Origin of the sequence: Microvirga tunisiensis (assembly GCF_009296175.1) — a bacterium.
Lineage (GTDB): Bacteria > Pseudomonadota > Alphaproteobacteria > Rhizobiales > Beijerinckiaceae > Microvirga > Microvirga tunisiensis.
In genome coordinates, this window is sequence record NZ_VOSK01000052.1 from 1 (window position 1) to 24,743 (window position 24,743).

At 63.9% G+C, this 24,743-nt stretch carries 27 protein-coding genes and 3 pseudogenes; 15 read left to right on the forward strand and 15 right to left on the reverse strand.

Annotated features, from left to right (window positions below):
• Positions 1 to 441 precede the first annotated feature (441 nt).
• From FS320_RS15095 to FS320_RS15130, 8 genes and pseudogenes are all read left to right on the forward strand, one after another.
• Positions 442 to 594 (forward strand): annotated as a pseudogene (locus FS320_RS15095) (SUMF1/EgtB/PvdO family nonheme iron enzyme); the annotation flags it as partial.
• Positions 591 to 1,097 carry a hypothetical protein gene (locus FS320_RS15100; protein WP_338105363.1) on the forward strand — a complete coding sequence of 169 codons (507 nt, stop codon included), beginning with the start codon at positions 591 to 593 and terminating at the stop codon, positions 1,095 to 1,097. The pseudogene FS320_RS15095 and the gene FS320_RS15100, both read left to right, overlap by 4 nt.
• Before the next feature lie 4 nt (positions 1,098 to 1,101).
• Positions 1,102 to 1,578, forward strand: coding sequence for a YidH family protein (locus tag FS320_RS15105; protein ID WP_244627153.1), 477 nt, complete (start codon positions 1,102 to 1,104; stop codon positions 1,576 to 1,578).
• Between the two features lie 52 nt (positions 1,579 to 1,630).
• The gene (locus FS320_RS15110) at positions 1,631 to 3,187 is read left to right on the forward strand and encodes an arylsulfatase (protein ID WP_152712681.1); all 1,557 of its coding nucleotides are present in this window, start codon (positions 1,631 to 1,633) and stop codon (positions 3,185 to 3,187) included.
• 60 nt (positions 3,188 to 3,247) lie between these two features.
• The gene (locus tag FS320_RS15115; RefSeq protein WP_152712682.1) at positions 3,248 to 4,204 is read left to right on the forward strand and encodes an HAD family hydrolase; all 957 of its coding nucleotides are present in this window, start codon (positions 3,248 to 3,250) and stop codon (positions 4,202 to 4,204) included.
• Between the two features lie 18 nt (positions 4,205 to 4,222).
• Positions 4,223 to 4,603 carry a DUF1622 domain-containing protein gene (locus FS320_RS15120; RefSeq protein ID WP_152712683.1) on the forward strand — a complete coding sequence of 127 codons (381 nt, stop codon included), beginning with the start codon at positions 4,223 to 4,225 and terminating at the stop codon, positions 4,601 to 4,603.
• Positions 4,600 to 5,596: pseudogene (locus FS320_RS15125) on the forward strand (HAD family hydrolase). Before FS320_RS15120 ends, FS320_RS15125 begins: the two are co-directional and overlap by 4 nt.
• Positions 5,597 to 5,633: 37 nt before the next feature.
• Complete coding sequence (locus FS320_RS15130; protein ID WP_152712684.1) at positions 5,634 to 5,873, forward strand: hypothetical protein; 240 nt, start codon at positions 5,634 to 5,636, stop codon at positions 5,871 to 5,873.
• On the opposite strand, the gene FS320_RS15135 is transcribed toward FS320_RS15130, so the two are convergent.
• From FS320_RS15135 to FS320_RS47880, 4 genes are all read right to left on the reverse strand, one after another.
• On the reverse strand, positions 5,870 to 6,202 hold the full coding sequence (locus tag FS320_RS15135) for a transporter family protein (protein WP_152712685.1): 333 nt from the start codon (positions 6,200 to 6,202) through the stop codon (positions 5,870 to 5,872). The two genes, FS320_RS15130 and FS320_RS15135, sit on opposite strands and share 4 nt — an antisense overlap.
• Positions 6,203 to 6,924: 722 nt before the next feature.
• Positions 6,925 to 7,320: a response regulator gene (locus FS320_RS15140; protein WP_162003016.1), complete on the reverse strand. Its 396-nt coding sequence runs from the start codon at positions 7,318 to 7,320 to the stop codon at positions 6,925 to 6,927.
• On the reverse strand, positions 7,321 to 7,719 hold the full coding sequence (locus FS320_RS15145) for a response regulator (protein WP_244627154.1): 399 nt from the start codon (positions 7,717 to 7,719) through the stop codon (positions 7,321 to 7,323).
• Positions 7,700 to 7,897: a hypothetical protein gene (locus FS320_RS47880; protein WP_244627155.1), complete on the reverse strand. Its 198-nt coding sequence runs from the start codon at positions 7,895 to 7,897 to the stop codon at positions 7,700 to 7,702. Before FS320_RS47880 ends, FS320_RS15145 begins: the two co-directional genes overlap by 20 nt.
• Positions 7,898 to 8,281: 384 nt before the next feature.
• On the opposite strand from FS320_RS47880, the gene FS320_RS15150 reads away from it, so the two are divergent.
• Complete coding sequence (locus tag FS320_RS15150; RefSeq protein WP_192926293.1) at positions 8,282 to 8,866, forward strand: extensin family protein; 585 nt, start codon at positions 8,282 to 8,284, stop codon at positions 8,864 to 8,866.
• An 83-nt stretch (positions 8,867 to 8,949) separates the two neighbouring features.
• On the forward strand, positions 8,950 to 9,480 hold the full coding sequence (locus FS320_RS15155) for a hypothetical protein (protein ID WP_152712687.1): 531 nt from the start codon (positions 8,950 to 8,952) through the stop codon (positions 9,478 to 9,480).
• Between the two features lie 35 nt (positions 9,481 to 9,515).
• Here the strand turns inward: FS320_RS15155 and FS320_RS15160 are convergent, their stop codons facing one another.
• Both FS320_RS15160 and FS320_RS15165 read right to left on the reverse strand, forming a co-directional pair.
• Positions 9,516 to 9,839, reverse strand: coding sequence for a hypothetical protein (locus FS320_RS15160; RefSeq protein WP_152712688.1), 324 nt, complete (start codon positions 9,837 to 9,839; stop codon positions 9,516 to 9,518).
• A 63-nt stretch (positions 9,840 to 9,902) separates the two neighbouring features.
• A complete protein-coding gene (locus FS320_RS15165; protein ID WP_152712689.1) occupies positions 9,903 to 10,334 on the reverse strand; it encodes a response regulator in 432 nt (143 codons plus the stop codon).
• 451 nt (positions 10,335 to 10,785) lie between these two features.
• Here FS320_RS15165 and trhA point away from each other — a divergent pair, with 451 nt between their 5' ends.
• Complete coding sequence (gene trhA, locus FS320_RS15170) at positions 10,786 to 11,439, forward strand: PAQR family membrane homeostasis protein TrhA (RefSeq protein WP_338105365.1); 654 nt, start codon at positions 10,786 to 10,788, stop codon at positions 11,437 to 11,439.
• Between the two features lie 19 nt (positions 11,440 to 11,458).
• Here trhA and FS320_RS47885 read toward each other — a convergent pair whose 3' ends face one another.
• Genes FS320_RS47885 through FS320_RS15185 form a run of 3 tightly spaced genes read right to left on the reverse strand, consistent with a single transcriptional unit; the run spans position 11,459 to position 12,299 of the window.
• Positions 11,459 to 11,806: an MliC family protein gene (locus FS320_RS47885; protein ID WP_338105364.1), complete on the reverse strand. Its 348-nt coding sequence runs from the start codon at positions 11,804 to 11,806 to the stop codon at positions 11,459 to 11,461.
• Positions 11,803 to 12,039, reverse strand: coding sequence for a BrnA antitoxin family protein (locus FS320_RS15180; protein ID WP_152712690.1), 237 nt, complete (start codon positions 12,037 to 12,039; stop codon positions 11,803 to 11,805). The genes FS320_RS47885 and FS320_RS15180 overlap by 4 nt, the downstream gene beginning before the upstream one ends.
• A 53-nt stretch (positions 12,040 to 12,092) precedes the next feature.
• Positions 12,093 to 12,299 carry a hypothetical protein gene (locus FS320_RS15185; RefSeq protein ID WP_152712691.1) on the reverse strand — a complete coding sequence of 69 codons (207 nt, stop codon included), beginning with the start codon at positions 12,297 to 12,299 and terminating at the stop codon, positions 12,093 to 12,095.
• On the opposite strand from FS320_RS15185, the gene FS320_RS15190 reads away from it, so the two are divergent.
• On the forward strand, positions 12,298 to 12,972 hold the full coding sequence (locus FS320_RS15190) for a type 1 glutamine amidotransferase domain-containing protein (RefSeq protein ID WP_152712692.1): 675 nt from the start codon (positions 12,298 to 12,300) through the stop codon (positions 12,970 to 12,972). The two genes, FS320_RS15185 and FS320_RS15190, sit on opposite strands and share 2 nt — an antisense overlap.
• Before the next feature lie 41 nt (positions 12,973 to 13,013).
• Here FS320_RS15190 and FS320_RS15195 read toward each other — a convergent pair whose 3' ends face one another.
• From FS320_RS15195 to FS320_RS15210, 4 genes and pseudogenes are all read right to left on the reverse strand, one after another.
• Complete coding sequence (locus FS320_RS15195; protein ID WP_152712693.1) at positions 13,014 to 14,063, reverse strand: alpha/beta fold hydrolase; 1,050 nt, start codon at positions 14,061 to 14,063, stop codon at positions 13,014 to 13,016.
• 92 nt (positions 14,064 to 14,155) lie between these two features.
• Entirely contained in the window at positions 14,156 to 15,448 is a 1,293-nt protein-coding gene (locus FS320_RS15200) for an epoxide hydrolase family protein (protein ID WP_152712694.1), read from the reverse strand.
• A 152-nt stretch (positions 15,449 to 15,600) separates the two neighbouring features.
• Positions 15,601 to 16,901 (reverse strand): annotated as a pseudogene (locus FS320_RS15205) (epoxide hydrolase family protein).
• Between the two features lie 150 nt (positions 16,902 to 17,051).
• Positions 17,052 to 17,741, reverse strand: coding sequence for a VOC family protein (locus tag FS320_RS15210; protein ID WP_152712695.1), 690 nt, complete (start codon positions 17,739 to 17,741; stop codon positions 17,052 to 17,054).
• A 294-nt stretch (positions 17,742 to 18,035) separates the two neighbouring features.
• Here FS320_RS15210 and FS320_RS15215 point away from each other — a divergent pair, with 294 nt between their 5' ends.
• Together FS320_RS15215 and FS320_RS15220 are read left to right on the forward strand one after the other, a co-directional pair.
• On the forward strand, positions 18,036 to 18,911 hold the full coding sequence (locus FS320_RS15215; protein ID WP_192926294.1) for an adenylate/guanylate cyclase domain-containing protein: 876 nt from the start codon (positions 18,036 to 18,038) through the stop codon (positions 18,909 to 18,911).
• Between the two features lie 211 nt (positions 18,912 to 19,122).
• On the forward strand, positions 19,123 to 19,584 hold the full coding sequence (locus tag FS320_RS15220) for a DUF1801 domain-containing protein (RefSeq protein WP_152712696.1): 462 nt from the start codon (positions 19,123 to 19,125) through the stop codon (positions 19,582 to 19,584).
• A gap of 138 nt (positions 19,585 to 19,722) precedes the next feature.
• Here FS320_RS15220 and FS320_RS15225 read toward each other — a convergent pair whose 3' ends face one another.
• Positions 19,723 to 22,017 (reverse strand): putative bifunctional diguanylate cyclase/phosphodiesterase, encoded by a 2,295-nt coding sequence (locus FS320_RS15225; RefSeq protein WP_152712697.1) that lies wholly within the window; start codon positions 22,015 to 22,017, stop codon positions 19,723 to 19,725.
• 620 nt (positions 22,018 to 22,637) lie between these two features.
• On the reverse strand, positions 22,638 to 23,345 hold the full coding sequence (locus tag FS320_RS15230) for a metal-dependent hydrolase (RefSeq protein WP_152712698.1): 708 nt from the start codon (positions 23,343 to 23,345) through the stop codon (positions 22,638 to 22,640).
• 130 nt (positions 23,346 to 23,475) lie between these two features.
• On the opposite strand from FS320_RS15230, the gene FS320_RS15235 reads away from it, so the two are divergent.
• A complete protein-coding gene (locus FS320_RS15235) occupies positions 23,476 to 24,741 on the forward strand; it encodes an ABC transporter substrate-binding protein (protein WP_152712699.1) in 1,266 nt (421 codons plus the stop codon).
• Positions 24,742 to 24,743 lie beyond the last annotated feature (2 nt).

A 24,743-nucleotide genomic window follows, 5' to 3' on the forward strand; every position in this document is an offset into this window, starting at 1 on the left:
CGGCGAAGCGGGCGGGCAGGTGCAGCATGGCGGCGTCTCTTGGCGGAAACTCTGCCAGTCTACCGCATCGTTCGCTTCGCCGCCCCTCGCTCTCACATCACCCGTCAGAAATGGCTAAACTCAAGCTTAGGTGTTCCCCCAATTCCGGTTGGTGGCTGCGGCGCTAAGCTATTGTGGTGCCGAAGCCGATCCCTTCCGCAGACACGGAAGCGGCCCGGACCGCCCGCGGCAGGGAGCGCCTTCATGAAGCCGTCTACGCTGCCCGTTGCCGTCACCCTCGCGATGTCTTCCTGCCTTCCGTCACCTGCGGACGCGGCTCCTTTCCTCGGAGCAAACCCGATTCCGAAATAAGGAGCAGATACGATGGCCAGACCTTTCAAAGGCAAGATCAGCTTCGACATCCGCGACTCCGAGGCGGACTGGGAAGCGTTCCTCGCCGGCATCCCGCGCAAGGTGCTGAAAGGCGGTTCGCATCTCTGCGCGCCCAACTACTGCCGCCGCTACCGCCCCGCCGCGAGGCACGCACATCCCGTCGATACCTCGACAAGCCACATCGGCTTCCGGTGCGTGTCGCGGCAGGAGGCGCACTCGTGAACAGCCAGGCGGCACCACGGGGCGCTCGGATCATGGCCTGGCTCGTGGTTGTGCTCGTGGCCGTGCTGGTCGTGCTGGGGTTCGCCTGGTACGGCTTCTCGGCCGAGGTGCACCAGCGCATCTGGCGCGACATCGCCGAACGTCCCGGCGGCCCGATGTCGTTCCGCTTCCTGCTCCAGCCCGCGATGGCGGTCGTCGCGGCCATCCACGACGGCGTCCAGGACGCGCGCACGGGCCGCTCGCCCTACTTCTGGACCGTCCTCAGCAACCCCTCCGAACGGGCCGGCCGCCTGCGAGAGGGGCTGCTTGCGACGGCCCGCCTCGTGCTCATCGGACTTGGCATGGATGTCCTCTACCAGTGGCGGGTGCTGGACACCTTCTATCCTGGAGAGGCGCTGCTCGTGGCGCTGCTGCTGGCTGTCCTCCCGTACCTCCTGTTGCGCGGACCGGTGAGCCGGATTGCTCGCCGTTTCGTCCATCCATCCTCCGGCAGCGCGAGGTAACGCCATGCCCCCCCCGACCGGAAAGCCTCCCGTCACCGCGCAGTCCGATCCGGACCGGATCTCGGTCGAGCTGTCGTCGCGGCGCACGGGCATGTCGTTCCAGCGCACGCGCATGAGCTCCGACAGGACGCTGATGTCGGTGATCCGCACCTCGCTGTCGCTGATCAGCTTCGGCTTCACGATCTACCAGGTGTTCGAAAAGTTGCGGGACGCCGGCACCATCGCTCATGCCGCTGCGCCCCGCAATTTCGGCGTCGCCCTGGTCGCGCTCGGCATCGCGATGCTCGTCATCGGAATCGTCTATCACGTGCAGTTCATGCTCGGCCTGCGCCACGAGCGCGAGGCGATGAAAGCCGCCGGCCTCGTCCACGGCGAGAGCCACTTTCCCGTTTCCCTCACGCTGATCACCGCCGTCATCCTGCTCGTCATCGGCGTGGTCGCCATCATCAGCATGATCTTCCAGGTCGGGCCCTTTGGTTGAGGAGGCGCCAGCCCGTCCCCGTGCAACGCCTTCACGTCCTAAGGAGCCACTCATGGCACAGCAGCCTAAGAAGCAGAACGGCAAACCCAACATCCTCGTCATCTGGGGCGACGACATTGGCCAGTCCAACCTCAGTTGCTACACGCACGCCCTGATGGGCTACAAGACGCCCAACATCGACCGCATCGCCCGGGACGGCATGCTGTTCACCGATTCCTACGGCGAGCAGTCCTGCACCGCCGGCCGATCGTCGTTCATCACGGGTCAGAGCGTCTACCGAACCGGCCTGTCCAAGGTCGGCATTCCAGCCGCACCCGTCGGCATGAACGAGAAGCTCGTGACCATCGCGGCGCTCCTCAAGGAGCAGGGCTACGCCACCGGGCAGTTCGGCAAGAACCACCTCGGCGACCTGAATCAGATGCTGCCGACCAACCATGGCTTCGACGAGTTCTACGGCAATCTCTACCACCTCAATGCCGAGGAAGAGCCGGAGATGGAAGACTATCCATCGGAGGTAGATTTTCCGAACTTCAAGAAGAACTTTGGCCCACGCGGCGTCATCCATTCTTGGGCGACCGAGGAGGATGATCCGACGGAGGAACCGCGCTGGGGCCGCGTCGGCAAGCAGAAGATCGAGGATACCGGGCCTCTGAACAAGAAGCGCATGGAGACCTGCGACGACGATTTCATCGCCGCGGCCACGGACTTCATCAAGCGGCAGAACGAGGCCGGAAAGCCATGGTTCGTTTGGCTCAACACCACCCACATGCACCTGTTCACGCACACCAAGCCGGAGAGCAAGGGGCAGGCGGGCCGCTGGCAGTCGAACTATCACGACACCATGATCGATCATGACAGGAACGTCGGCCAGATGCTCGACCTGCTCGACGAGCTCGGCATTGCCGACGACACCTTCGTCCAGTACTCGACCGACAACGGCCCGCACCGGAATTCCTGGCCGGACGGCGGCATGACACCGTTCCGCAGCGAGAAGAACACCAACTGGGAAGGCGCGTTCCGCGTGCCGTTGCTGGTGCGCTGGCCCGGGCATGTTGAAGCTGGCTCCGTGGCGAACGGCATCGTGCAGCATCACGACTGGCTGCCGACCTTCCTGGCGATGGCCGGAGCCCCTGACGTGATCGACAAGCTGAAGAAAGGCTACGAGGCCATCGGGCGGACCTACAAGAACCACATCGACGGCTTCAACCTGCTGCCGTACCTGACGGGCGAGCAGAAGGAGAGCCCGCGCAACTTCTTCTTCTACTTCAGCGATGACGGTGACGTGCTCGGCCTGCGCTTCGACAACTGGAAGATCGTCTTCATGGAGCAGCGTACGAAGGGCACCATGGCGGTCTGGGCAGATCCCTTCACCCCCCTGCGGATGCCGAAGATGTTCAACCTGCGCACCGACCCGTACGAGTTCGCCGACATCACCTCGAACACCTACTACGACTGGTTCCTGCACAACGCCTACTTCATCTACGTGGCGCAGGCCGGCGCGGCGAAGTTCGCCGAGACCTTCAAGGACTTCCCGCCCGTCCAGAAGCCGAACACCTTCACCATCGACGATGCCATGGCGAAGATGACGGCGGCGGCGAGCGTGGACTGAGCAAAACCCGCCGGGCGGCACCCATGCCGCCCGGCCACAAACCCATTGCAGGGGCTGAGCATGACGGATCGGGCGCTCCCATCCTGGAACGAAGGACCGGCAAGGGCCGCGATCCTCAACTTCGTGGCCCGCGTGACAACGGAGGATGGTCCCGACTATGTGCGGCCGGCCGAGCGCATCGCCACCTTCGACAACGACGGCACCTTGTGGTGCGAGCAGCCGTTGCAGAACCAGTTCTTCTTCGTCTTCGACCGCTTGGAGGCGCTCGCCGCCAAGGATCCTGCGTTGCGCGAGCGGCAGCCGTTCAAGGCCTTCCTGGAGCGGGACATCGCGACCATCCATGCGCTGGGCAAGCAGGCGGCGTTCGAGATCGCCTTCGCCACCCATGCGGGCATGAACGCTGACGAGTTCGCCGAAATCGCGAAGGAATGGTTCGCCGCGGCCCGACATCCGAAACTGAACCGTCCGTACGCCCAATGCCTCTACCAGCCGCAAGTCGAACTCCTCGCTTATCTGCGGGCGAACGGCTTCAAGACCTTCATCGTCTCCGGCGGTGGCATCGACCTGATCCGTGCTTTCGCCGAGGAGAACTACGGCATCCCGCCGGAGCAGGTCATCGGCTCGAGCGTCAAGCTGCGCTTCGAGGCGGGGGACAACCATGTCGATCTCATGCGGCTGTCGGAGCTCAACAGCTTCGACGACCGCGAGGTGAAGCCGGCGAACATCGCCCTGCACATCGGGCGGCGCCCGATCCTCGCCTTCGGCAACTCCGACGGTGACCTCGCCATGCTGCGCTACACACTTGCAGGCAAGGGGCCGCGCCTCGGGCTGCTGCTGCATCATGACGACGCGGAGCGCGAGTTTGCTTACGACCGCGAGTTCCGGCTGAGCCCTCTCGTCGAGGCTCTCGACAAGGCGGACCAGTATGGGATCACCGTGGTCGGCATGAAGGCTTCCTGGAACATCGTATTCCCGGATACCGGTGCAGGCAAAGCGGCCAGCCGCCCGGCCTCGTGACAGGGGATCGGTGCGGCGATGAGAGACTGGCTGATCTTCGCCACCGAGACGGCCATCCTGGTCATCGATGCCATGGCGCTGGTCGTCATCGTCTTCGGCACGGTCGAGGCCTTCGTCACCGGACTGCGCCTGATGATCAGCGGAACGGCAAGCGGTGCCGACAAGCGCGAGGTCTGGCTGCGTTACGGACGCGCGCTCGTCGCCGGTCTCACCTTCCAGCTCGCGGCGGACATCATCGAGACATCGATCACAACGGACTGGGAGGCGGTTGGACGGATCGCTGCCATCGCGGTGATCAGGACCTTTCTCAACTACTTTCTGGAGCGCGATCTGACAGATATCCGCGAGCGCCAGACGGAGCGACGGAGGCTTGAGGATCCAAAGGGAGTGCAGGAATGAACCGCCGCCAACTGATCTCGCTCCTGGGAGCTGGCCTGCTGGCGCTTGGGCTGCCGCTGTCGGCGGCTGGAGCCCAACCCGATCCGCTGCCGTCCTGGAACGACGGCGCCCCCAAGCGGGCGATCCTCGATTTCGTCGGGCGGGTGACACGGGAAGGCGGACCCGACTTCGTGCCGCCGCCTGAGCGCATCGCCACGTTCGACAACGACGGAACGCTGTGGGCCGAGCAGCCGATCTACTTCCAGGTCGAGTTCGCCCTGGACGAGGTCAGGCGCCTCGCACCGCAATGGCCCGAATGGAAGGACAGGGAGCCTTTCCGCTCCGTGATCGCGGGGGATCTGAGAGCCCTCCTGACCGCGGGCGAGAAGGATCTGTCGGAGATCATGGCCGTGACCCATTCCGGCATGCCCATCGGCGAGTTCACGAAGGCGGTGACGAACTGGCTCGCGACGGCGCGTCATCCGACCAGGAACCGTCCCTACACCGACCTCGTCTACCAGCCGCAGATCGAGCTCCTCGCCTATCTGCGGACCAATGGCTTCAAGACCTTCATCGTGTCCGGCGGCGGCGTGGAGTTCATGCGTGTCTTCGCGGAGCGCATCTATGACATCCCGCCCGAGCAGGTGGTCGGTTCGTCCGGCGTGACGCGGTTCGAGATCGGCACAGACGGCAAGCCTACGATCGTGAAGGAACCCGCGATCGAGTTCATCGACGACGGTCCGGGCAAGCCCGTCGGCAATCAACCGCTTCATCGGGCGTCGTCCAATCCTCGCCTTCGGCAATTCCGACGGTGACCAGCAGATGCTGCAATGGACGGCGGCGGGCGACGGCCCGCGCTTCATGGGCATCGTGCACCACACCGACGCCCAGCGCGAATGGGCCTACGACCGCCAGTCCCATATCGGCAGGCTCGACAAGGCGCTCGACGAGGCGACCGCGCGCGGCTGGACGGTCGTCGACATGAAGCGCGACTGGCGCGCTGTCTTCCCGTGACGATGATGAAATAGGCAATGCCTGAGGATGGAAGACGATGGGAGGAATTCTGATGATCGTACCCTGCCCTGCGGTCGTCGGCCCTGCCGCGCTCGCACAGGCGCAGCCTCATCGAACGCCGCGCGGCGACCCAGTTCCCGCCACGGCGGACGACGTCCACCGCGCCGAGATCCTGAACGGCACCTGGTCCGCGCTGGCGCTGACAAAGGAGGCGCCAAAGGTAAGGCTGACCGAGAACGGGAGGTTGCCGCCGAGGATCTCCAGCGGCGTGACCTAGATCGGGGTGACGAAGTCGACATAGGCCCGCTGCTTGACGTTGCTGACCACGGCGCCGCCGATCTGGGGTCGCCGAGCACACGGCAACTCGCCGGAATAGCAGTAGGCATCGTTGTTGAAGTAGAAGCCGGGCGGCGGCACGACCCCGGCCAGCGGCCCGCGCAGCCCGGGAACGTAGAGACTGGCGCCGCCCTCCGTCGCATGGGCCGGCTCCGTGGCGAAACCTCCGGACAGGGCCGGCAGAAACAGAGTAGCCATCCCAATGGACGCTTCGCGCCATCTCCGGCTCACTGTCGTCACGGGAGCGGGTTCATATTCACCGCGTGCCATCAGGGCTTCCTCGATCATCCGGTGGTTCCAGTCCTAACCGTTGCTCGTGGCTCCCCTGGGCCATCGCCAGGGCCGTCCTCGTCGGCGATGATCCAGCACGACTACGGACCCAACACGTACATCGGCCCCAAAAGTGGAATCCACTTTTGGGGCCGATGCTCGCGTGCCTGATGCGAACCGACTAACGGGCTCTCGCGGTTGTCACCGACCGCGCCCCTTTCCTTTCGGTTTCGCCATCATCTGCTGCATCGCGGCTTCCGCTTGAGCCCTGGCTTCTGCATCATGATTAAGGTTGCGCACTTCCGAGGGCTCGTCCTGGTCCCGGAGGCCGTTCTGGCGTGCCCGCCACTGCTTGGCCTGGGCGGTCGCTGCTGCTGCGTTCGCAAGCTTCTCAAGGCGGTCGAGCTGGGGGTGCTACCCTGAACCTTCTCGGTCTGCTCGTCATCTTGCCCTGGTCGTGTCGGCATGTGTCCACTCCTCGTTAAGGGTAAGCGCCGCTTGTTCCTCTCCGGGTAACGAACAGCTGTCAAGTATGCTGTCAACGTTCCTGGCACGCCGCTGGTTCGAGTTTAGCGTGTCATTGGGAATAGCTCCCCAACCGCGTGGCAGTGCTCATTGGCGGAATGCGCGCTCAAAGCCCGCGTTGGCACGGCATGCCTGTTCGAAAGACCAGGGGCTGCCGATAAACCCCTGTCGACACAAAGCCCTGTTTTGTTTTTGAATTACGATCCCCGCAGAATCTGCATCATCTCCGTGATATGCCGCACGAGAGTCGCAGCGCGGTACGGCTTGGGCAGGAAGTGGCCGTGATCGGGGATCTCGTCCGGACGTGGTCGGGCATGGCCGGAGGATATCAGCAGCAGCACATGGGGCCAGCGCCGATAGACCTGCTCGGCCAAGGCCATGCCGTTCATCGATCCCGGCATATCCACGTCCGTGAACAGCACCTGCACTTCGTCGGAATGCGCTTCAAGCACTGCCAGCGCTTCGTCGGCGTTCTTGGCCTCCAGAACCGGGAAGCCGGCCTCGTCCAGCTCATCGACGGCGGTCATGCGCACCAACGGCTCGTCCTCGACCACGAGGACCACAGGTGGAGTGATGGATTGACCGGGCCTCACTTAGGTCACCGGCGGCTGCGGTTCGCGCATGGCCTTGTCCGCCTCGACCAGCACGTCGAGGCCACGCCAGGGCTTCGGCATGAAGGTGACGCAATCCGGCAACTCGTCCAGCCGATCTCTTGCGGCACCGGAGGTCAGCACGATCCGGATCGTCGGCCAGAGGGTGCAGGCCGCCCTGGCGAGCTGCACGCCGTCCATCATGCCGGCCAGACGGATATCGGCGAAGATCATCGCGACCTCCCCTCCGCGCTCCTGGAGACAGTCCAGCGCCGCCTCGGCGCTCTCAACCTCCACCACATCGAGCGCGGTTTCCTCCAGCAGGGCTGCTGCGAGTTCCCGGACATCGGGATCGTCCTCGACGATCAAGGCGATGTGCGGCTCAGGCTGCATCGTGGTCATGCCGAGCCTCCCGGCTGTCCATTCGTCGCAGGATGGCCGCAAGCGGTTCGGGAACCGGCTCTGCAAGCACATCGCGATACACCTCGGCAAAGGCACGGGCGATCATGAAGGTGGCGACGTCCGGGCAGACGTCGGCAACATGGGGCAGGCGCACGTCGCCTGGGACGTCGTGGGGCATCGGCTTTCTCCTGGGCTGTTCCCGTCAGCCTGCCGCGACAACACGGACATTCAGGCTAACATACGTTAAACGGGGCAACCGCGAACTCACGGGGTGGTTTCAGCGTGGCGGCAGAAACAGCGCTTTTCAGGCCTTTTGCAGAACTCCGGCATCAGCGCCAAAAAAGCGAACCATAAGCGTGACCATGGCGTTACCCCCCGGAGCAAGGCGAGGGTTATGGTGCATACCCGGCAGGGATTGGCCGCTATTTTCATAGTGTGGGGCAGCGTCGTTGCGGCGCAGCCGGCGCCACCCCTGCCCCCGCCTCGGCCCAGTGAGACTCCCTCTCCCGCGCAGACGCCTGCCCCCCAACCCGAGAAGCCCCCGGCTCGTCCGAGCGAGGCTGTGGCACCCTCTCAGCCGGAACCCGGCACGTGTCTGACCGAACTCAAAGCAGCCGGTTTCGATATCGAGACGGCGGAGCAGCCGTCCTCCTCGAATGAAAGCTGCCGGATCGAGGCACCGGTCCGGCTGAAGGCGGTTCCGGTGCCATCGCGGCCGGGAACCACGGTCCGCCTGGCTGCCCAGCCCGTGCTCGCCTGTCGTTTTGCCGGGCAGTTCGGTCACTGGATCGGGGACTTGGTCGCTCCGGTGATAGCCGGCAGCCTGAACACCGAACTCAAAAGCGTGCAGACCGGCCCGGGGTTCGAGTGCCGCAACCGGAACGGGGCCGCGACAGGCAAGCTGTCGGCCCATGCCGAGGGCCTGGCGATCGACATCGCGGCATTCGAGTTCGCGAACGGTTCGCTTCTGCGGGTCAAGCCCGATCCCGGCGCGGCGCCCGACCAGGCTCTCGCGACCCTGCGCACCGCCGCCTGCGGCTGGTTCACGACGATCCTGGGTCCCGGATCGGACGAGGCCCACCACGACCATCTTCATGTAGATATCCTGCAGCACGGCTCGAGCGACCGATACCGGATCTGCCAGTAAGGTCCGGACTTCCTGCGCGGCCCATGTCCCGAGGAACCGCCAAAGGTAGCCCGCGTTGATGCCGCGTCACAGGAACCGCTTGCATGAGCATCGTCGCGCCCCGCCTGATCGCAGCCGCCATCCTGTCGTGCATCGTCACCGCACTTACCTGCGGGGCCGTGTCGGCCGCCGAGACCGATTTTCTGGATCGCTTTCGTGGCAATTGGTCCGGCTCCGGCAAGGTCCAGCGTGAGGGCGCTTCCCAGCCGCGGCAGGTGACCTGCTCCGTCACGGGAAGCCCTGCCGAGAACCGGATCAGCGCCCAGGGCACCTGCCGCGCCGCCCTGATCTTCACTCGCTCGATCGGGGTCGAGCTCGCCTTCGATCCCCGCTCCGGCACCTATCGCGGCACCTACACCGGCGCGCGGATCGGCCCGGCCCGCCTCAGCGGCACGCGCAGCGGCGATGCCGTGAACCTCAGGATCGAGTGGCCGCGCCCGGTCAACGGCGACACGCAGGCCGCCATGGTGATCCGGAACGAGGGCCGCGGCACGCTGCGCATTACGATTGCGGATAATCTCACGCCCGGCGGGCCTACGCAGCAGACCTCCGAGATCGTCCTGGCGCGCCGGTAGCCGGGACAACACGTCCCGGCGGCATCCGTTCGTCCCTACTGCTCGGTGAAGAAGGTGAGAACGACCTTGCCCTTGTCGCTGATGAGGCACACGAACCGGTTCGGCTTGTCGCTCTTCTCGCGCTGAAGGTAAGCGTCTCCCATGACCACCATCCGGATTGGCGTATCCTCGACCCGGGTGGCTGCCTTCGAGATGGCCAGCGATTCCATGTCGAAGGTCAGGTGTTCGAGAGAGGGCGATCGCTCCTTGAGGGCAGCCAGTCCCGACAGACGGCACGCCTCGACCTCGGCAGGCGCCTGGGCGAGAGCCGATGCGGCCGGGAGGATCGTGCTGGCAAGAACGGCGAGAACAAAGCGCATGGATATTTCCCTTTCGGATTAAAGTGTAACCGGACCCTGTCGCAGCGGATCCGAGACTGACGACTATGGAAATGATCGTCCCTGCGCGGCACGATGCACTTCACGGATCATCTGCGGCAGGCGGTAGGGCTTGGCGAGAAAGGCCGCTCCCGCTGGAATGCGATCCTCGTGACACCGTCGAGAGCGACCCGAGGCAAGGATGAGCGAAAGATCGGGCTGTACTCTGAGCGCTCGATGGGCGAGGTCACAGCCATCGCGTCCACCCAGATCGATATCCGTGAACAGGACATCGACCGTCTCCTGACCGAGGATGATCTCGGCCTCTTCGGCACTGGCTGCGGTCAAAACCGCAAACCCGGCCTCTTCCAGGGCCTCGGCTGCCGCCGCACCAACCATCAGATCGTCCTCGACCACGAGAACGTGGGTGGGACTTGCCTCTGGGGTTACACACGCGGTCTGGGCGGCTCGATTCCAGAGAGTTGGGATCAGGATCATGCGGGGCCTCTTCCGTCGGGAGTTCGGTTGTCTAACCCCGAGCCGGCACGAGGCGTTCACAACGAAAGACGCCTTCCGCTCGGCATGGTGAGCGGTCCGTTAACAACCACCACTCGTCATGTGGGCTTGGATCCGTCGATGAGCCCCACCAAGACCTCGGAACAGGCCAACTCTGCCTCGTCCCGAGACGTTCAGACGAAAGATGCAACTCGTGACCTGGAATGTCTGCTCGGCATCGGAAGCAGCCGTCACGCTGTCTTGAAAAGGTCTGCTCATCGCGCAAATGCCGATGGACTGCCAATGAAAGGCGGTAGAGCGGCAAGGCTGTCGCAGGTCCTGGCTCCCGAGCGTGCCAGCACTACATTGGTTAGGGTCCGCTCATCCGGCAGACCTGGACGAATTCACACCGCATGGTTTGCGGGTGTATCCTGCACGCAACCCTTCCTCAGAGGTGACGACCTTGAAATGGGACTATGACATGAAGGAGATCATCGCCGATGGCATCGTGCATGCTGTAGGCGTGACATTCGGAACCGTCTCCGTCATCGCCCTGCTCATCATGGCCGCTCCAGCCGTCGGGGCCTGGGAGTTCACATCCCTTCTGGTCTATGGCATCGGTCTTCTGACGGTTCTCACCGTCTCGGCGCTCTACAACCTTTGGCCGGTCTCGCCGATCAAATGGACGCTGCGCCGGTTTGACCATTCGGCCATTTATCTCCTGATCGCAGGCACCTACACGCCGTTCATCACACAAATGAAGGCAAACGCCGAATCCCTGGCGCTGCTGGTCGGCGTGTGGCTTACTTCTGCGGTAGGCATCGCACTCAAACTCACCTTCCCGGGCCGCTTCGACCGCCTCTCGATCCTGCTCTACCTGCTCCTGGGTTGGAGCGGCGTTATGGCGTACGAATCCGTGTTCGGCATGCTTCCCGCCTCCACCCTCTGGCTTCTTGCCGTCGGCGGCATCCTCTACACGGCCGGCGTGGTGTTCCACCTTTGGGAGAGCCTGCGCTTCCAGAATGCGATCTGGCACACCTTCGTCCTCGTCGCGGCCGGCTGCCACTATGGTGCCGTGCTCGACTGCCTGGTGCTCGCACGGGCCTGACGCGCCACATGATGAGGAGCTAGACGTCGGCCGCGCAGGTCGTCGATCGTCCCCCTCGAGTCAGGGTTGCACCCTTTCCCTTGATCCAGAACTCGACATCGCCCTGCGTATATCGACCTCCATCGGCAGAAAGGGCCTGTGGAAGCGTCGTCTGGGTCGAGGACCCGGCATAGACAAGCTTTACCGATCCCATTGATGCGCCTGGGGGAGAGAACGTGGCCTGAAGCTTTGTGCCATTCACACAAGTGTAGTGAACAGGTTTCAGATCCTGAGCTGCCGCTCCTGCGATGGCGCATATCGGCAGGAGCGCGGCCAGTATGGTCCTGCCCAGGACGGGCCACGTACGAAGAGCTTGGTGACTCCTCACTTGCCAGCCGCCTTCCGCAAGGCCGCATTGATGCGGTCCTGCCAGCCCGGACCATCCTGCTGAAAGTACTCGAGCACGTCCTGGTCTATTCGCAGGGTGACGGCCCCCTTCACGCCCGGGATGGACGAAGCCTTGGGCGGCTCCTCGATCGGCTTGGTCGTCGCCTTCTTGAAGGCAGCCTCGGCAGCTTTGAAGGGATCGCTCGGGCGCCGTCCTCCAGGTGATCTCGACATGTTTCCTCCCACTTGACCACTGCGTCTCAAGCTACTTGATAAAAACGTACGCGTCACCCGAGGGTCCTGCATGCCGGTGCGTTGGTCGCCGACAGATCGTTGACGCGCGCTGCGATCCGGCAAGGTTGAGCCATGGCCTCGAACCGCGCCCGCCGCTCCACCGCGACATCACCCCGCCATAGATGGCGGTTATTCGTCTGCCCGTAACCGTTGATGACCGACTTTGACAGTTCCGCGAGCCAACCAAGGAATACACCCATGAAAATTCTGATGGTACTGACCTCGCATGACCGGCTCGGCGATACGGGCAGGCCGACCGGCTTCTGGCTCGAGGAATTCGCCGCGCCCTACTATGTCTTCAAGGATGCCGGCGCCGAGATCACAGTCGCGTCGCCCAAGGGAGGCCAGCCGCCGATCGATCCCAAGAGCGACGAGCCCGGCAATCAGACCGACGCGATGGCACGGTTCAAGACGGATCCCGCCGCGCAGGAGGTTCTGGCGAACACCCGCAAGCTCAGTGACGTCAGAGCGGACGACTACGACACCGTGTTCTATCCGGGCGGTCACGGCCCGATGTGGGATCTCGCTGACGATCCGACTTCGATCGCCCTGATCGAGGCGGTCTACAACGCCGGCAAGCCAGTCGCTGCCGTGTGCCATGGGCCCGCCGTGCTGCACCGTGCGACCTACCAGGGCGAGCCGATCGTCAAGGGCAAGCGCGTCACGGGCTTCGCCAATTCCGAGGAGGAAGCCGTCGAGCTCACCAACGTCGTGCCGTTCCTCGTCGAGGACGAGCTGAAGCGGCTTGGAGGACGCTATGAGAAAGCGGCGGACTGGGAGAGCTTCGCCATCGTCGATGGACGCTTGATCACCGGCCAGAATCCTGCCTCGTCGACGGCAGCGGCTCGAGAACTCCTGAAGCTCCTCGGCTAGCGCTTCGCGCGGAAAACCGGGTCCACTTTTCACACGCTGCGCTAGCGCCCCACGTCGACCACCGCCTCTGCGAAGGCCTGCGGCGCCTCCTGAGGCAGATTGTGCCCTACCCCACCCGTGATGACCCGGTGCGCGTATCTGCCAGAAAATTTTCGGGCATAGGAACTGGCGTCCGGGTGTGGGGCACCATTGGCATCGCCCTCCAGGGTGATGCTCGGCACGGTGATGACCGGGAACTCGGCAAGCCGCTTTTCCAGCTCGTCATGCCTTGGATCGCCGGCGGCGAGGCCGAGCCGCCATCGGTAGTTATGGATGACGATGGGGACGTGATCCGGATTGTCGAAGGACGCCGCAGTGCGGTCGAACGTGGCATCGTCGAACTCCCATTTCGGCGAAGCGAGCTGCCAGATGAGCTTGCCGAAATCGTGCCGGTATCGATCGTAGCCAGCCTCGCCGCGATCCGTGGCAAAGTAGAACTGGTACCACCATTCGAGTTCGGCCTTGGGCGGCAACGGCATCCTGCCGGCTTGCTGGCTGCCGATCAGATAACCGCTCACGGATACCATGGCCTTGCACCGCTCCGGCCAGAGCGCCGCGACAATGTTGGCCGTCCGCGCTCCCCAATCGAAACCGGCGAGCGTCGCCGTCTCGATCCGGAGGGCATCCATCAATGCGATGACATCGACGGCGAGCGCCGACGGCTGGCCGTTCCGGAACGTTTCAGCGAACAGGAACCGGGTCGGCCCATAGCCGCGCAGATAAGGCACGATTACCCGGTAGCCCACCGAGGCCAGCAGAGGCGTCACAACGACATAGCTGTGAATATCGTAGGGCCAGCCATGCAGCAGAATGACCACGGGACCGTCGGCGGGACCCGCTTCGGCATATCCGACGTTCAGGACGCCCGCGTCGATCTGCTTCAGTGGGCCGAACGACGTGTTCGTCCCCGGCCTGCTTCCGGACGCATCGAGCGATCTTTCTCCGCTGGATTGTGCCTTCGCTGGCCCCGCCACACCGAGCCCGGCCGCAGCAACGGTCAAAGCCGCCGTGCGCAGCAGGCGGCGGCGATCATCATCGTATCGTTCGGACATTGTCCAGTCTCCAGATAGCTCCAAGCCGGTGATGCCGCGCATGGCAGGCGACGATGGGGCGCATCACATAATTGCGCTCCATCGCCTCTCCGTCAGCGCAATGATTTGAACGCCCCCCTGAGTTCCCGAACGAAGGTCTCGGGCTGCTCCCAGGCCGCGAAGTGTCCGCCTTTCTCAAGCCGGTTGTAGTGAACCAGCCTGGGAAATGCTTTCTCGGCCCAACTCCGCGGGGCGGCATAGATCTCATCGGGAAAGACGCTTACGGCAACCGGGATAGTGATGTTCTTCGGGGCGAAGAAGGCGAGCTTGTTCTCCCAATAGAGGCGCGCCGACGAGACCGCCGTGTTCGTCAGCCAGTAGAGTGTGACGTTGTCGAGGATGTCGTCGCGCGTGAGGCCCTCAGGCTGACCATCGAAGACCCGTGCGATGAGCTCGTAGCTGCGGATGTCGTGATCGAGCATCCAGGCGGCTAGACCGATGGGTGAATCCTCGATCCCGTACAGCGTCTGGGGGCGGTTGCTCATCTCCTGGGCATATGCCAGGCCGTGCTTGTAGAAGTAGTCGAGCTGATCGTAGGCATGCCGCTCGTCGGCCGAGAGCCCCGACGGAGCCGGATCGCCGAATTGGAGGGCCTTGGCAATCTCATCGGGTACGGTGGCCGGCATGTTGGTGTGGATGGCGATCAGTTCCGGAGGTGCCTGCACGGCCATCTGCTCCGACACCGCATCGCCCCAATCGCCGCCCTGCGCAACGAAACGCGTGTATCTAAGGCGCTTCATCAGCGCCACCCAGGCGCGGGCTATGTGCTGCGGATCCCAACCGGGAGCCGTGGGCTGTCCTGAGAACCCGTGGCCCGGCAGCGACGGGATCACCACGTCGAAAGCATCCGACGCACTTCCGCCATGGGCCGTAGGGTTGGTCAGCGGATCGATGACCTTCAGCTGTTCGATGATCGATCCGGGCCATCCGTGCGTGATGATCACCGGCAACGCATCGGGGTGAAGTGAACGGACGTGGATGAAATGAATGTCCAATCCATCGATGTTGGTCGTGAACTGCGGCAGCGCGTTCAGCCTCGCCTCGACCTTGCGCCAGTCGTAATCTGTCGCCCAATAGCGCGCGAGTTTCTGCATCGTCGCGAACTGCACGCCTTGCGATGCATCCGTGACGGTTTCCCGCTTCGGCCACTTGGTCGCGGCGATGCGGCGGCGAAGGTCGGCGAGCGCCTCGTCGGGAATGTCGACGCGGAACGGACGGATTGTGGTGTCCTCGGCCGCCGTACCCGCGAGGGCGGGCTGCGCGGCCAGAGGCGTGGGGATCACACTGACGGCGAACACGGCTGCTGAGGTTGCGAGAAGCATGGCTGAGGTGGTGACAAGGGACATCGTGTTCCTCCCTGCGTGTTGGTCGATGGGGGTGTCAGTCGACAGTTGTCGGTTCGGCTTCCAAGGACGCGTTCAACTCGTGAGCCGTTCTAAACCTCCGGCGGATTGACGATCAGAAACTCGCCCTGCGGGGCATCTAGTCTTCGGAGCGATCAGCGCAGCGCCCTGAACGCCGCCTGGATTTCCTTGGCGAAGAGGTCCGGCTGCTCCCAGGCCGCGAAGTGCCCGCCCCTGTCGACCTCGTGGAAGTAGATCAGGTTGCGATAGGCGCGCCGGGCCCACGATTCCGGGGCGCGATAGCTCTCCCCGGGAAAGACCGTGATGGCCACCGGGAGCGAGATCTCGGCGGTCCTTTCCGGAACCGAAAAAGCAGGACTGCGTCCGCCGGACTCCCAGTACAGCCGCCCCGCAGAGGCTGCGGTGTTCGTGAGCCAGTACAGCGAGATGTCGTCCAGCACCTCGTCCGGCGACTTTTCGGGATCGCTGCTGCTGTAGGTCCACGTCCCGAAGCCCGGATGCCCGAGCATCCATGCCGCAAGGCCGGCCGGAGAGTCCGCGACCGCGTAGCCGATCGTCTGCGGCCGCGTGCCCATCATCAAGGCATAAGAGCGGTTCCCCATTTTCGCGGCGGCGCTGAGCTCGTCGAATGTCGCGCGCTCCTTCTCGGACAAGCCCGCCGGCGGGCCCGCGCCGGCGGCGAGCGCCGCGGCCACTTCGGGCGGGACGATGGCCGGCAGGTTGATATGGATGCCCAGCAGGCCGGCCGGCGCCTGGCGCGCCATCGCGCTGGACACGGGAGAGCCCCAATCCCCGCCCTGGGCGACGTAGCGCGTGTAGCCGAGGCGCTTCATCAGCTCCGCCCATGCTCGCGCAATGCGGTCCGGTCCCCAGCCGGTGTCCGTTGGCTTGCCCGAGAAGCCGTAGCCCGGCATCGAGGGAAGGACGAGATCGAAGGCGTCCTGCGCGCTCCCTCCGTGTGAGCCGGCGGATCGGTCAGCGGACCGACGGTCTTGAGCAGCTCGAACACCGAGCCCGGCCAGCCGTGGGTCATGATCAGCGGCAGGGCGTTCGGATGAGGCGAGCGGACGTGAATGAAGTGGATGTCGACGCCGTCGATCCTGGTCATGAACTGCGGCAGGGCATTCAGTTTGGCTTCCGCCTTCCGCCAGTCGTAGCCGGTGCCCCAATGTTCGACGAGCGGCCTAATCTTCGCGAGCTGTATGCCCTGCGACTGGTCGGCGACCGTCTCCTGGTCGGGCCACCGTGTCGCCGCGATGCGGCGGCGGAGTTCGACCAGCGCCTCCTCGGGAATGTCGGCGCGGAAGGGGCGGATGGCAGTGTCTCCGGCCGCCGTGTCCGCTGTGGCGGGCTGCGCGACGAGCTGCGTCGGGATCAGACCGGCGGCCGCCGACGTGGCCAGAAGCACTGCAACCGAGGTCGTGAGAAAGGACATCGTCATTCTCCCTGGTCGGCAACTCTCTGGTCGGCAAGCGAGCTTGCGTGCCGGGCAGTGAGATCGGCATGCTTGTCGATATTCAGGGCATCCGGGAGGCCTGCGGTTCCCGAGGTCCTATGCGCTCCGCCCGTCGCTGGGTCCCGCCGCTCATGACGGCAGTTCCTTGCCCGCCTGCTCCCGGACCATGTACTCGGCGTACCAATCCGGCCATTCCTCATCGTGGTGGCCGATCAGTTTCTCGTGCTCGCCGTGCGCAGTCGCTGCGCGGCGGAGCGCCGCCGCGAGCTCGGTCGACGAGGTGAATGTCGTCCCGTTCGCATCCACGCGTCCGGGAAATCGCGCCGTGATCTCCTGCAGCAGCCAGCCGTTGCCGTCGGGATCGCTGAACGAGGCGCACGAGCGGTAGGTACGGCGTTCGGGATCCGGGCCGCTGATCCGGAGCCGCCCGAACACGTAGGGTTCGTCCGCGCCGGCGCGGACGTCGTCGGCGCCGTGGAAGACTTCGCTGACCTCGACGCCGCGACGGAGCAACTCCTCACGGGCGACCTCGATGTCGGAGACGACAAGATACAATCCTCGCGCAGAGCCAGGCGCCGCCGCAGTGACGTTCCTGCCGAAGATGACCGAGCATCCGGAACCGGGCGGCGTGAACTGGATCGCGCGCCAGTCGTCATCGGTGGCGAAGTCGGCATCGAGCCTCCAACCGAGGTCGCCGTAGAAGCGCTTGGCGCGATCGACATCGGCAACCGGGATGACGACGACCTCGAGCTTCATGTCGACCGTCCGCGCGCTCGGGGGCTCGATCGCGGTTTCGCCGCGCACTTGAGTCATGCTCATGTCTCGCTCCTTGGTTCGGGAGCCCTACGAGCGGCGACACACGTCCAGGGGCGTGGACCGCAGAAGAGGCTTGCAGCCGAACCGATTACGTTATCGGGTTACGCAACCCACGCGGTACAGGAGGGAAGTCGACAGGGTCGTCGATGAAAGGGGCTTGTCGAAGCCCAGGGCCATTGCGGGACCTTACCTATGTGAACAGGATACGCCAAGTTGCCGCGGCGGGAAAGGGGTGTCGGTGTTCCGCCCGGGCACGGATTGCGGCAGCCCATGCGATTCAGGAGATTCCGCGCTATCATGCCTGTCATGACCGAGAAGCTGAAACGGCGATTGACCACTGTTCTTTGCGCCGATGTCCACGGCTATTCCCGCCTGATGGAGGCGGACGAGCCCGGCACGTTGGCGACCCTGCAGCGCTATCGGACTGCCATGGCATCGTTGATCAAGCACCATGACGGGCGGATCGTCAATACCTGGGGAGACGCCGTCATCGCCGAATTCCCCAGCGTGGTCGAGGCGGTGCAGTGTGCCATCGAGATCCAACAGGAGCTGTCCGCCCAGGACCCCCATCTGCCCGAGGCGCAGCGCATGCGCTTTCGCATCGGCATCAACCTGGGCGATGTGATGATCGACGGTTCGGACATCTATGGGGACGGCGTCAACATCGCGGCGCGGCTCCAGGAGTTGTCGGAACCCGGCAGCATCCTGATCTCCGGCCCGGTCTACGATCAGGTCTACAACAAACTGTCGGTCGGGTTCGACTATCTCGGCCAGCAGCAGGTCAGGAACGTCACGGCTCCCGTAATGAGCTATCGGGTGACCTTGGGCGGGGCAACTTTCGGGCAGACCGAATCCAAGGACGGGGTGAAACCCGCACCAAGAACCGCTCGTGGAACCGCTCATGCCGGTGGCGCTCCATCGCCTCATGACAATGCCGGGTCAATGACGTCGGTGCGCGGCCTTTCCGGGCGGTTGGCGGATCTGCCGCGCCCGCTCCGGGCAGCCATCGTGATTTCCGTGTTCCTGTTCCTGATCAACCTCTTCAGTGGACTGCACGAAATCTGGTTCCACTGGCCGGCCGTGTCCATTCTGTTTGTCGTGATTTTATGGATGGGCTTGCGGCGCAATCTGGTGCCCGACCGGGCGGAAAAGCGCCGGAGGTCCCGCGACTGATGCGACGCGCCTCCGGCAAGCGCAAGCTCCCTCCGAGCACCATCACCTTGATCTCAGGCTGCCCGTCATGGCGGACGGGACGTTCAGAAGAGCGCTCACTGGCGCTTCCCCCAGTCCCTGTTTAAAAAGCAGCATGACGTAATCGGACCAGGGCGCGACGGCAGCACGCGCGGACTGGCGATACGCGAATGACGGGAGGGCGACAACAACCATGACGAAAGCGACAGCAGCCATGCAGAAGAGCAAGAGCGGCTCGGTGGAAGGAGAAGACTCTCCCTCTCGGCTGATCGACGGGAGAATCCAGGAGTTGGCTGATTGGCGGGGCGAGACGCTCGCCCGGATCCGAGATCTCATCCAGCAGGCCGACCCCGACGTGGTCGAGGAGTGGAAGTGGAGAGGCGTTCCGGTGTGGTCACACGCGGGAATCATCTGCACCGGCGAGACGTACAAGAGCGTCGTGAAGATGACCTTCGCCAAGGGCGCCTCGTTGGAGGACCCTTCAGGCCTGTTCAACTCCAGCCTCGACGGCAATACACGGCGCGCCATCGATATCCGTGAGGGCGACACAATCGACGAAGAGGCGTTGAAGGCGCTCATTCGCGCCGCCGTGGCACTGAACACGTCGTCAGCCGCAAAGCGATCAAGAGGCACGCCGGCGCGTTCCCGCGCTTGAAGCGCACCATGAATCAACCGGACGTCCGTCCTGGGCACCGGAAGAGTGAACGGGTCCAAGCCTTACGGCATGACGCCTTCGTCGTCACCGGCTTCGCGCCGTTAATCCCGATCTTCCCCGGTGCCAGCCGCACCACCCTTACGCAACCGCCCGTACCGGCGCCTGTTCGTCGCGTTTGTTCGGCTGCGTGCCTTGAAGGTTCGTGATGAAGGCCGCGATGGCTTCGCGGGGCATCGGCTTGGCGATGAGGTAGCCTTGGGCCTGGGAGGCGCCGGCCAGGTGCAGGGCGTTGAGCTGCTCTTCCGTTTCGACGCCTTCGGCGGTCGTGCTCATCTTCAGGTCCTTCGCAAGGCCGATCGTCGCCTTGATGATCGCGCGGCTGTCCGGGGAGTCCATCATGCCGCGCACGAACGACTGATCGATCTTGATCTTGTCGAAGGGAAAGCTGCTGAGATAGCTCATCGAGGCATAGCCGGTGCCGAAATCATCGAGCGCGATCGAGACTCCGAGCGCTTTGAGCCGCTTGAGGGTCGCGGTCGCTTCATCTGTGAGCTTGACGGATTCCGTGATCTCCAGGACCAGGCGTTGCGCCGGCAAGCCTGATATCTCCAAGGCCGTCTTGACGCTGGCGAGAACGTCCCGGCTCCTGAACTGCACCGGAGAGAGATTGATCGCGACCTTGAACGGCTGGGGCCAGGTCATGGCCGTCGAACAGGCTTCCTCTAGGATCCAGTCGCCCATCGGGCCGATGAGGCCCGACTCTTCGGCGGTGGGGATGAACTGCAGAGGCGAGATCATGCCTTTCGTCGGGTGCTTCCATCGCGCCAGGGCCTCGCAGCCCCACAGCTGATTTGTCGCCAGGTCGAGGATCGGCTGATAGAACAGTTCGAGCTCCTTGTTTTCAAGAGCGATCTTCAGGGCGCCCTCGAGCGCGCGACGTTCCGCGCGGGAATCCTTGATGTCCGCGTCGTAGAGCCGATAGCTGCTGCTGGAATCGGACTTTGCCGCGTAGAGGGCAATATCGGCCGCTTTCATGAGCTCGGTCGAGGTATTGCCGTCGGAGGATGCGATCGCAACGCCGATGGACAGGCCGACATCGATCTCCGTGTTGCCGGCCGTGCACGGGACCCTCATGGCGGCCTGAATAGCCGTGACGAGGTCTATGACCTGCTGCCGACCTCTGATCGGCCGTTGAATGATCGCGAACTCATCGCTGCCGATGCGCGCGATGAAGTCGGTCTTTCTGAGACGCTCGCGCAGGCGCCGTGCCACCGTCTGAACGATCTCGTCTCCCACCACGTGGCCATAAGTGTCATTGATGTCCTTGAACCGGTTGAGATCGAGAAGGAACAGGGCAAAGTCCGTGCCGGATCGTTGAGACGCGAGGTACGTCCGCTTCAGGTCCTCGACGAAGAGCAGCCTGTTGGGAAGCTTTGTCAAAACATCGTGGCGCGACAGGTAGCTCTCGCTGGCCGCCCGCAGAATACCGGTTCTCACATGCCTCAACCCGAGCAGAGTGGCGGCCTCGATCCCGATATCCATCAGATAGGCGACGAACCCGATCAGGCGGCTTTCTAGGCGCCGTCCGGCCATGAGCTCCGCCACGGTCCGGCTGACCGCGATGCCTCCCGGATAATGGGCGAGAGGATGAAGAGCGACCACGCGCTCCTTCCGGTCGATCCAGCTGACATCGCGAATGAGCGTCGCGATGTTCTTGGCAATCAGGCGCTGCAGGGGAGTGTTGGGCCTCCACACGCGGCGCCCGAGCGCCCTCTCCGAGATCGGGCAATGCGCCAGAATGATGCCATCGCGCCGATAGAGCGTGATCGCCTGGGAGTGCGTTCTGAGATGATCCTTGTAGATTTGCTCGAAATGGCTGAGATCGATCGTGGCGACGACGATGCCGAGGAAATTTCCGTCGGTGTCTTCGATTTTCCGGGCAAGGGTGAGAACCTTTTTGCCGGTTGCCCGGATTCTCATCGGTTCGCCGAGATACAATGTGAGTGACGGATCCGTCGCGAGGGCCCGGTAGTAGGAGGCATCCTTCAGATAGATCGGATCTGACATCGGGCGGGGTGTCGACGAGCCGACGATCCGCCCCCGGGCATTGACGAGATCGATGCGGACGATCTGAGACAGGGAATGACACGCTCCGACCAGAATGGCCTTCGTGGCCTGCGAGGCGGAGAACCCGTCGAACTCGTGCGCCTTGAGGCAGGCTTGCGGGATGCGGCCGACCACATCCCTCATGACGTTCTCGACGGATTGGAAGACGCCGTCGGTCCGCTCCTGAAGAGAAAGGGCAAGGTTTGCCAAATCACCCTCGGCTCTGGCGAGATCGTCGTTGTGTCCACGCGCGAACAGGAAGGCAGCACCGATGATCCCGATCGCCGCGGTCAAGATGCTGAGAGAGATGATCACATAATCTGGCAAAACGGGCTTCGCTTCGGGCTCTTGAGCGACGATCTCGGCCAGAGTTCACCAGGAGTGGTCGTTATTCGGTTAATTCCCGCAGGAATTCTGTCCGCTTGAATCAAAAAAATCAAAGCTTCGTCCGGCAATGGCTCCTTCCACGCCGTCATTCAAGGGCCGCGCCGCAGGCGTGGAAACCCATAATCGCTGACGATGAAGAAGGAGCACAGCGCGAGCCACCGCGTCCTCTCTTGCACCCGCCTTCGTCACACTCTCCTTTGTCCTGCTCCCCGTCCTGGCCGTCCCCTGACCGAGTCCGGGGATCAGTCCCGGCCATCTTCGCCTTGCCGCTTTTCCGTCCTCTTACCTCATCCTGAGGAGCAGCCGTGAGGCTGCGTCTCGAAGGAGGGTCCGGAACAGCCCTGAACTCCTCCTTCGAGACGCCGCTTGCAGCGGCTCCTCAGGATGAGGCCGAGCGAGACGATCGGGATCACCGGGACAAACCCGGTGATGACGGCGGAGGGTGCAGTCGGAGGGTGCGAGGGCCCAATGAAACCGCAAGCGGAACCAGGCGCCGGCTATCTATCGGGATCACCGGCACCGATCCCCGGATCAAGTCCGGGGAGGCAATGACGGGGAGGTTACTTTTGCACCGTCACGCCCACGGTCTTATGCGGCACCACGACCTGAATACTCTTGCCGTCGAGAGCCGCGACGAAGCGGTCGGCGTTGGGCACCAGCGGCGGGAAGGAGGCGTAGTGGCACGGGATGGCGGCCTTGGCTCCGCCGAAATACCGCTCGACCGCAAGCGCCGCGACCTCGGGGCCCATGGTGAAGCGGTCGCCGATAGGCACGATGACAACATCGGGCTGATGGATCTCGGCAATCAGGGCCATGTCGCCGAAGATGTCCGTGTCGCCCATGTGATAGACGGTCGGTTCGCCCGGCGCCTTCACGACGATCCCGTTGGCGCTGCCGAGCGGAAAGTTCACGTCCATCTCCACGAGGCCGGAGGAATGGTCCGCGCGCACCAGGGTGACGCTGAAGCCGCCCTGATCCGTCGTGCCGCCCGTGTTCATGGGATCGAAGTTCTGAACGCCCTGCTTGGCGAGATACATGCAGAGCTCGAAATTGGTGACGACCTTGGCGCCCGTATTCTTCGCGATGTCGACGGTATCCCCCACATGATCCCCATGGCCGTGCGTGAGGAGGACGTGAGAGATGCCCTCGGTGATCTTCGCTTTGTCGCCTTCGAAGGCAGGATTTCCGGTAAAGAACGGATCGATGAGCACGGCCTTGCCGGCGAAGTCGAGCCGGAAGGCGGAATGACCGAACCATGTGATTTTCATGAGAATTCCCTCGTTTTCGGCAACATGAGATGGGGCAGAAGCGGTCCCTGACCACGTTCCACAGGAACAAAACGCCAGATGGGGCTTTAAGAAGCTAAGCAATAAACATCAAGCCTGCAGGAGGATAGCCATGTCCCGCCTCATCGCCAGCTTCGCCGCGGCCGCCGGACTTCTCGCATCCACCGGCGCCTGGGCTGTCGAGATCTCCATCTCGTGCAGCGCGCTCGGCAAGGAATACGAGATCTGCAAGCAGGGCGTCGACGCCTGGGCGACTAAGACCGGCAACACGGTTAAGATCGTCTCGACACCCAACTCCGCCACCGAGCGTCTCGCTCTCTTCCAGCAGCTTCTCGCAGCGGGCGCCGGCGACATCGACGTATTCCAGATCGACGTGGTCTGGACCGGCACCCTTGGCAATCACCTGCTCGACCTGACCTCCAAGGCGCAGGGCACGATCGGCGACCACCTTCCCGCCATGGTCGAGACCAGCCGCGTCGAGGGCAAGCTGATGGCCGTGCCGTGGTTCGCCGATGCGGGCCTGCTCTATTATCGCAAGGACCTTCTGGATAAATACAAGCGGCCCGTGCCGCAGACCTGGGCCGACCTCACCGAGACCGCCCGCCTCATCCAGGAGGGCGAGCGCAAGGAGGGCCGCGGCGAATTCTGGGGCTATACCTGGCAGGGCCGCGCCTATGAGGGCCTGACCACCAACGCGCTCGAATGGATCGCCTCCTACAACGGCGGCACCATCGTCGACGAGAAGGGCGAGGTCACCATCGAGAATCCTAAGGCCACCGAGGCCCTGAAGACGGCAGCGGCCTGGGTCGGCATGATCACGCCCGAAGGGGTGCTCAACTACACGGAAGAGGAAGCGCGCGGCATCTTCCAGGCCGGCAACGCCGCCTTCATGCGCAACTGGCCCTATGCGTGGGCGCTGGCGCAAGGAGCCGACAGCACCATCAAGGACAAGGTCGGCATCGCGCCCTTGCCGAAGGGCGGCGCGGACGGCCGCCATGCAGGAACGCTCGGCGGACAGCTTCTCGCCGTCTCCAAATATTCCAAGAGCGCCGAGGCGGCGACCGACCTCGTGATGTATCTGACGAGCGAGGCCGAGCAGAAGCGCCGCGCGGTCGAAGGCTCCTTCAACCCGACCATCGTGTCGCTCTACGGCGACGCCGACATCGCCAGGGCCAATCCCTTCATCGGCGATCTCGTCGACGTGTTCAGCAATGCGGTTGCACGCCCCGCCACGGTGACGGGGCAGAACTACAACAAGGTCTCGACCGAGTTCTTCAACGCGGTGCACCAGGTTCTCTCCAAGCGCGCCGAACCCGCGCAGGCGCTGGGCCGCCTCGACCGTGACCTGAAGCGGATCAAGCGCAGCGGCTGGCAATGATC

Coding starts and splice junctions, on each gene's coding strand:
- FS320_RS15105 (WP_244627153.1), top strand. CDS start 1,102: ATGCCCCCCCCGACCGGAAAGCCTCCCGTCACCGCGCAGTCCGATCCG.
- FS320_RS15110 (WP_152712681.1), top strand. CDS start 1,631: ATGGCACAGCAGCCTAAGAAGCAGAACGGCAAACCCAACATCCTCGTC.
- FS320_RS15115 (WP_152712682.1), top strand. CDS start 3,248: ATGACGGATCGGGCGCTCCCATCCTGGAACGAAGGACCGGCAAGGGCC.
- FS320_RS15120 (WP_152712683.1), top strand. CDS start 4,223: ATGAGAGACTGGCTGATCTTCGCCACCGAGACGGCCATCCTGGTCATC.
- FS320_RS15130 (WP_152712684.1), top strand. CDS start 5,634: ATGGGAGGAATTCTGATGATCGTACCCTGCCCTGCGGTCGTCGGCCCT.
- FS320_RS15135 (WP_152712685.1), bottom strand. CDS start 6,202: ATGGCACGCGGTGAATATGAACCCGCTCCCGTGACGACAGTGAGCCGG.
- FS320_RS15145 (WP_244627154.1), bottom strand. CDS start 7,719: ATGACCACGATGCAGCCTGAGCCGCACATCGCCTTGATCGTCGAGGAC.
- FS320_RS47880 (WP_244627155.1), bottom strand. CDS start 7,897: ATGCCCCACGACGTCCCAGGCGACGTGCGCCTGCCCCATGTTGCCGAC.
- FS320_RS15155 (WP_152712687.1), top strand. CDS start 8,950: ATGAGCATCGTCGCGCCCCGCCTGATCGCAGCCGCCATCCTGTCGTGC.
- FS320_RS15160 (WP_152712688.1), bottom strand. CDS start 9,839: ATGCGCTTTGTTCTCGCCGTTCTTGCCAGCACGATCCTCCCGGCCGCA.
- FS320_RS15165 (WP_152712689.1), bottom strand. CDS start 10,334: ATGATCCTGATCCCAACTCTCTGGAATCGAGCCGCCCAGACCGCGTGT.
- FS320_RS15180 (WP_152712690.1), bottom strand. CDS start 12,039: ATGTCGAGATCACCTGGAGGACGGCGCCCGAGCGATCCCTTCAAAGCT.
- FS320_RS15190 (WP_152712692.1), top strand. CDS start 12,298: ATGAAAATTCTGATGGTACTGACCTCGCATGACCGGCTCGGCGATACG.
- FS320_RS15185 (WP_152712691.1), bottom strand. CDS start 12,299: ATGGGTGTATTCCTTGGTTGGCTCGCGGAACTGTCAAAGTCGGTCATC.
- FS320_RS15195 (WP_152712693.1), bottom strand. CDS start 14,063: ATGTCCGAACGATACGATGATGATCGCCGCCGCCTGCTGCGCACGGCG.
- FS320_RS15200 (WP_152712694.1), bottom strand. CDS start 15,448: ATGTCCCTTGTCACCACCTCAGCCATGCTTCTCGCAACCTCAGCAGCC.
- FS320_RS15210 (WP_152712695.1), bottom strand. CDS start 17,741: ATGAGCATGACTCAAGTGCGCGGCGAAACCGCGATCGAGCCCCCGAGC.
- FS320_RS15215 (WP_192926294.1), top strand. CDS start 18,036: ATGCCTGTCATGACCGAGAAGCTGAAACGGCGATTGACCACTGTTCTT.
- FS320_RS15220 (WP_152712696.1), top strand. CDS start 19,123: ATGACGAAAGCGACAGCAGCCATGCAGAAGAGCAAGAGCGGCTCGGTG.
- FS320_RS15230 (WP_152712698.1), bottom strand. CDS start 23,345: ATGAAAATCACATGGTTCGGTCATTCCGCCTTCCGGCTCGACTTCGCC.
- FS320_RS15235 (WP_152712699.1), top strand. CDS start 23,476: ATGTCCCGCCTCATCGCCAGCTTCGCCGCGGCCGCCGGACTTCTCGCA.